Here is a 5,769-nt window from a genome sequence, read left to right as displayed (position 1 = left end):
TGCGCCGCACGCCGGGCTGGTTGGGCCGGGTGGTGATCTCGACGTGGCGCGCCTGCTCCCGCGTTCGGGCGATGTCCTGCCGGATGCGGCGCACCTCGTCCTCCTGGTCGCGCCAGGCCGACCATTGCCGCTCGCGCTCGCCCTGGTATTGCGCCAGGTAGTCGCTGTAGTTGCCGGCGTACTCGCGCACGGTGTGGCGGACGGGGTCGAGGTCAAGGATGCGCGTCACCGTCCGGTCGAGGAAGGTGCGGTCATGGGAGACGATGAGCGCCGCGCCGGGGTAGCCGGCCAGCCACGTTTCCAGCCACTCCAGCATGGCGATGTCGAGGTGGTTGGTCGGCTCGTCGAGCAGCAGCACGTCCGGCTCCTCCAGCAGCACCAGGGCCAGCGCCAGGCGCGTCTTCTGGCCGCCGCTGAGTTGGCCGACCGGCCAGGCCGAATCCACGCCGTCGAGGCCGAGGTGGGCCAGGATGGGGGCAGCGCGGCCGGCGTCGGCGCGGCTTAGCCGGTCGAGCGTGTCGTCGTAGGCGCGCAGCAGGTCGTCCCGGCCGGGCTCGGCGGTCAGCGCGCCGGCCAGCCGCTCCAGCTCGGCTGCCAGCCCGGCCGGATCGCCGGCCGCGCCGCCCAGCGCCTCGGCCAGCGTCAGGCGCGGGTCAAGCTCCAGCCCCTGGGCCAGATAGCCCAGCCGCAGGGTGGCCGGCGTCAGCATGACCTGGCCGGCGTCGGGCCGCTCCTGGCCGGCCAGGATGCGCAGCAGCGTCGTCTTGCCGCCGCCGTTGGGGCCGATCAGGCCGGCCCGCTCGCCGGGGGCGACGGAAAAGGTGACGTCTTGAAGAATGGGTGACAGATTGAAGGATTTGGAGATCCGGTTGACCGTTAACATGAGTTCACAACCCCTAAGCGGCCCGCCCAACCGACATGGGGGCAGGCCCGCGCAACAGACAATAGCGCAAAATCAGGGCAGCTGGGGGGAACTCAATTCGTCATCGGTCACCTGGACGTGTGAGGCTGGAGGGGATTATGGCATAAAGGGGTCATGTGGGCAAGGGCATCGAAAAATGGCTACGGATTTCACGGAAGAGACGGATGAAGAACGGATTCAACCTTGTTTCAATCCGTTCCTCATCCGTATGCCCCGTCCAAATCCGTAGCCATTCCTAGTTCCAGGTGCAACCCACTTCAGAAAGTGGGTCGCACCTAAGGCTTATTCGCCGCCCAGCGCGTCGTAAATCGCGTTCAATTCCTCGTCGGAATAGAAGTGGATAACCACCCGCCCTCCCTTGGCCCCGCGCTCGATGTTGACCCGCGTGCCGAGCGCCTCCTCGAAGCGACTCTGCAACGCGGCCAGTTCCGGCGGCAGGTGGCGGCGCGGCCGGGGCGGCGGGCGCTGGTCGGCCAGCAGCCCGGCCACCATCGTCTCCGTCTGCCGTACGCTCAGTTCCAGCCGGAGAATCTGGTTCATGGCCGCCGTCTGCGCCTCCGGCGTGGGCAGGGGCAGCAGCGCCCGCGCATGCGCCCCGCTCAGCCGGCCGTCGTTCACTGCCGTCTGGATGCCCTCCGGCAGCGTCAGCAGCCGCACCAGGTTGGCGACCGTCGAGCGCGCCTTGCCCACCCGCTCGGCCACCGCTTCCTGTGTCAGCCCGAACTCGTCGATGAGCTGGCGGTAGGCGTGGGCCTCCTCGATGGCGTTCAGATCGGCCCGCTGGACGTTCTCGATGAGGGCCAGCTCCAGCATGTCCTGCGGCGTCGTCTCCTTGACGACCACCGGAACCTCGGCCAGCCCGGCCAGCTGCGCGGCGCGCCAGCGCCGCTCCCCGGCGATGAGGGTGAACCCCTCGGCCGTCTCGGTGACGATGAGCGGCTGGATGAGGCCGTGGACGCGGATCGACTCAGCCAGTTCGGCCAGCTTGGCCTCGTCCAGCACAGTGCGCGGCTGGCGCGGGTTGGGCGCGATCTGGCTGGTGGGCACACTGCGCGCGCCCTCGCTCCGCGCCGGCCGCTCGCCGGTGGAGAACAGGGCGTCGAGGCCGCGGCCGAGCGCCGGCCGTTTAGTCGGCATGGTCGCCTCCGCCGTTGCGCCGGTCGCCGTTCAGCAGTTCGGCCGTCAGCAGCCGGTAGGCCACCGCGCCGGGCGACTGCGGCGCGTAGACGTTGATCGGCTGGCCGAAGCTGGGGGCCTCGCTCAGCCGGACGTTGCGCGGGATGATGGTCTTGAACACCTGGTTGGGGAAGTGGCGGCGCACCTCTTCGACCACCTGGCGGCTGAGATTCGTCCGGCTGTCGTACATGGTCAGCATGACGCCGCGGATGCTGAGGGCCGGGTTGAGGTACTCTCGCACCAGCTGGATCGTCTTGGTTAACTGCGTCAGACCCTCCAGCGGCAAATACTCGCACTGCACCGGGATGAGCACGCCGTCCTGGGCGGCGGTCAGCGCGTTGACGGTCAGCAGCCCCAGGCTGGGCGGGCTGTCGATGAGGATGTAGTCGTACTCGTCGGCCACGGCCTGCAGGGCGCGCTGCAGGCGGTACTCGCGACCGATGGCGTGCACCAGTTCGATCTCCGCGCCGGCCAACGACGGGCTGGAGGGCAGCAGGTCGAGCTTGTACTCGGCGTGGCGGCGGCGGACGGTGGCAACAGGGGCGTGCTCCAGCAACAGCTGGTAGGAGGATGGCTCCATCTGGTACTTGTCGTAGCCCAGGGCCGAGGTGGCGTTGGCCTGCGGATCCATGTCCACCAGTAGCACCCGCCGGCCGCTGCTCGCCAGGTAGCCGCTGAGGTTGACGACCGTTGTCGTCTTGCCCACGCCCCCCTTCTGGTTTGCCACCGCGTAGATACGGGCCATTACTTGTGTGTCATCCCATCGATCAGCCGCCGAATAATCGCCGCCTTGGCCGGCAGGCCGCAGCGCGTGACGGACGCGGCGGCGATGCGGTTGGCGAACTTGGCCGCTTCCCAGATGTTGCCGTCCGTCTGGAAGAGGCGCAGCAGGTAGGCGGCGGCGAACACGTCGCCAGCCCCGGTCGCGTCGAGTTGGGCGACAGGCGGCGCGGGAAACGACCGCTCCTCGTCGCGGCAGTAGACAGTGCAACCAGCCGGCCCGGCGGTGACGATGAGCAGGGGGGCCAGGCGGCGAAAGTGGGCCAGCGTGGCCGCGTCGGGCAGGTCTTCCTGGCTGACGAAGGTCGCGGCGGCCAGCGGCAGCACCTCGGCCGCCCCCTCCCAGGCCACCTGGCGCACCCGCCCGGCGTCGTCCCAGCGGCGCATCCACCCCTGGGGGCAGACGCCGACCACGCTGGCGCTGAACAGGTGGATCAGGGCCGGATCGACCTCATTGGCGATGGGACCGATCTGGACGATGGGCGCGCGCGTCCAGGGCGGCGGCACGTCGACGGCGGTCAGCGGGCCGGCGACGCTGTGGATGGTCTGCACGCGCCCGGCCGGGGTGTAGACGTTCTCGAACACGGTCGTGGCCGGCGCGTCGATCTGGTGGATGAGCAGGTCGGGGAAGGCCGCGCCCCAGTTGTCAGCCGGGGCGGCGCTGGTGACGACGCCGGCGCGGCAGCCAAGCGCCTGGGCCGTCGACGCGCCGTAGGTGGCCGCGCCGCCGGCCACGCGCCCGCCTTCGACCAGGTCGTGGCACATGTGGCCGATTGCCAGGAAATCCACCGGGGGGTAGGCCGTCTCATCCGCGAACATGGGGCGATTCTACCTGAGCCGGCGGCGGATCGGCAACCACTCAGACCTGATAGGTGGGCGGCCATAGGCCTCATCACTATCAAAGCGTTTTTGGCCGCCCACCTGTCAGGTCTCCAGTCGCTTGGTGAAGTTAATGATACCCGCCTTGCGCAACTCCGAGTTTGGGACATATACGCGCGTCTTGTCGCTCTGTACCAGCGTCGTGCTGAACAGCTGGATTTCCTCCACGTCGCCCCTGTAGTTGCCGCTCTGGATGGCGTCGCCCGGCTCGAACGGCTTGAAGAGCAGGAAGATGACCGCCGCGGCCAGGTCTTGCAGCGTCTGCTGTAAGGCCAGTCCCAGCACGACGAGAACCGCGCCGGCGGTCGTGGTGACTGTGGCGATAGGTACGCCCAGCGCCGTGAGCGCCAGCAGGATTGCCAGCAACCAGATGCCGTAGTAGGCCAGTGAGAGGAACAGCGCGACCATCGACGGCATGAGGGTCAGGCGGGCCATCAGGCGGTCGACCAGCCCGCGGCCGAAGCGCGCCAACACCCCGCCGGCGAGGAGGATGAGGACGGCCGCGCCCAGGCGCACGGCCACCCGCATCAACAAGTCAGAGTAGTCAATGGTCTCGAGCACGGTTCGGTCGCGCTGGCTATGACCGCTTCTGGCCGAAGGCGGCCTGCGTGCCGGGCAGGAAGGCCAGGATGAGCGTTACTACCGGCACGACCAGCGACGCGAGGACGGCGCCAAAGCTCGTGCCGCCCAGGATGGCCACGACCTCGAAGACGATCATGATGATGGAGATGACCACCACGAACATCCAGCCGCGCGGGTCCAGGTTGAACAGCTGCCGCGCCGTGGAGAACCAGATGAGGGCGACGATGATCGCCAGGACGGCGCCGAAGATGGTGAGCGTGGGCGAGAAGAACTCCAGATCGTCGGTCGGGCGGAAGAGGTCGAACAGACGCAGCGCGTCAACGAGAGCCAGAATGCCGGCGACGAGGGCCATGACGGCGAGGATGGTGACAGCGAGAGGACGTTGTTTCATGATGCATTCTCCTTGCAATGAACGATGTGACCGCGATTCCGGCCGGCCAAGCGACCGGCCCAAAACGAACAATAGCACAGATCACCGCAGAGAGAAAATGACGTCGCCAGTTGTCAGTTGTCAGTTATCAGTTGTCGGTTGTCAGTTTGGGATAAGGAACACTTTTTCCTGACAACTATCAACTGACAACTGACAACTATCCAACTCTCCATTGCGCCGCCGCCCGTTTGCCGCTAACATCTCGGTCATGGCCAAACGGTTGTTTGACTCCGGGACGTTGCGCTCGCGGCCGCTGCTTAGCGTGCCACAGGTGGTCTTCTTGTTGATCATCGTCGGGGCCATCGTCGTCGCCATCGACCTCAACCGCCGCGCCCAGGCCGGCCGGCTCGTCGGCACGGGCGAGGAGGCGTTGCGCCTCCAGGTGGAGCGCGAAGCGACCCGGCAGGTGGAGCTACAGGCCACGCTGGAATACGTCACCGGCGACGACTATGTAGCCGATTACGCGCGCAACGAGGGCGGGATGATCCTGCCCGGCGAACGGCGCGTGGTGCCCCTGCTGCAAGAGGCGACGCCCGAGCCGACGGCCCTGCCACCCCCCACGCCCGACCCCGCCCTCCAGGCCCGCCCCTGGCAGGCGTGGTGGCGGCTGCTGACTGACGCCCCGCAGCCGGCGCGGTAGTGTTTTCCCCGTCGTAGAGTAGGGTCATCCTCCATTGTTTGGCGGCCGGGGAGCCATTACCCTGGGCCTATACGCCGACACTTGGAGGTCAATCGCATGCACCAGTTACAGACGATGATGGCGGCCCACCCTCACCCCGCGGCCGCCCACGCTCAGGCCGCCGAAGCGGTGGCCATGCTCGCCACCTGCGCCCACATTTGCGTCTCCTGCGCCGACGCCTGCCTGGATGAAGGGATGGTGGCGGAACTACGGCGCTGTATTCGCCTTAACCTGGATTGCGCCGATGCCTGCCTGGCGGCCAGCCGCGTGGCGACGCGCCAGACGGAGACCAACCCAAAACTGTGGCATGACTTGCTGGTT

The 5,769-nt window shown here is 67.7% G+C and carries 7 protein-coding genes and 1 pseudogene; 2 read left to right on the top strand and 6 right to left on the bottom strand.

Annotated elements, in window-relative coordinates; genetic code table 11:
* From ACE3UY_RS14635 to ACE3UY_RS14610, 6 genes are all read right to left on the bottom strand, one after another.
* The coding region (locus ACE3UY_RS14635) for an ATP-binding cassette domain-containing protein (protein ID WP_374688243.1) at positions 1-883 on the bottom strand (883 nt) is incomplete at its 3' end.
* Positions 884-1,204: 321 nt separating this feature from the next.
* Complete coding sequence (locus ACE3UY_RS14630) at positions 1,205-2,059, bottom strand: ParB/RepB/Spo0J family partition protein (RefSeq protein ID WP_374688242.1); 855 nt, start codon at positions 2,057-2,059, stop codon at positions 1,205-1,207.
* Positions 2,049-2,843 (bottom strand): ParA family protein, encoded by a 795-nt coding sequence (locus tag ACE3UY_RS14625; protein ID WP_374688241.1) that lies wholly within the window; start codon positions 2,841-2,843, stop codon positions 2,049-2,051. The genes ACE3UY_RS14630 and ACE3UY_RS14625 overlap by 11 nt, the downstream gene beginning before the upstream one ends.
* A complete protein-coding gene (locus ACE3UY_RS14620) occupies positions 2,843-3,697 on the bottom strand; it encodes a PfkB family carbohydrate kinase (RefSeq protein WP_374688240.1) in 855 nt (284 codons plus the stop codon). Before ACE3UY_RS14620 ends, ACE3UY_RS14625 begins: the two co-directional genes overlap by 1 nt.
* 105 nt (positions 3,698-3,802) lie before the next feature.
* The gene (locus ACE3UY_RS14615) at positions 3,803-4,318 is read right to left on the bottom strand and encodes a mechanosensitive ion channel family protein (protein ID WP_374688239.1); all 516 of its coding nucleotides are present in this window, start codon (positions 4,316-4,318) and stop codon (positions 3,803-3,805) included.
* Positions 4,319-4,334: 16 nt separating this feature from the next.
* Positions 4,335-4,730, bottom strand: a complete 396-nt coding sequence (locus ACE3UY_RS14610) for a hypothetical protein (protein WP_374688238.1) — start codon at positions 4,728-4,730, stop codon at positions 4,335-4,337.
* A 247-nt stretch (positions 4,731-4,977) separates the two neighbouring features.
* Here ACE3UY_RS14610 and ACE3UY_RS14605 point away from each other — a divergent pair, with 247 nt between their 5' ends.
* Together ACE3UY_RS14605 and ACE3UY_RS14600 are read left to right on the top strand one after the other, a co-directional pair.
* Positions 4,978-5,409, top strand: coding sequence for a hypothetical protein (locus ACE3UY_RS14605; RefSeq protein ID WP_374688237.1), 432 nt, complete (start codon positions 4,978-4,980; stop codon positions 5,407-5,409).
* 96 nt (positions 5,410-5,505) lie between these two features.
* A pseudogene (locus ACE3UY_RS14600) lies at positions 5,506-5,769 on the top strand (four-helix bundle copper-binding protein); the annotation flags it as partial.

Source organism: Promineifilum sp. (SeqCode) (assembly GCF_041918635.1).
Classification (GTDB): domain Bacteria; phylum Chloroflexota; class Anaerolineae; order Promineifilales; family Promineifilaceae; genus Promineifilum.
Note: the sequence above shows the minus strand (reverse complement) of the source record. Positions and strands in the feature narration are given on the sequence as shown.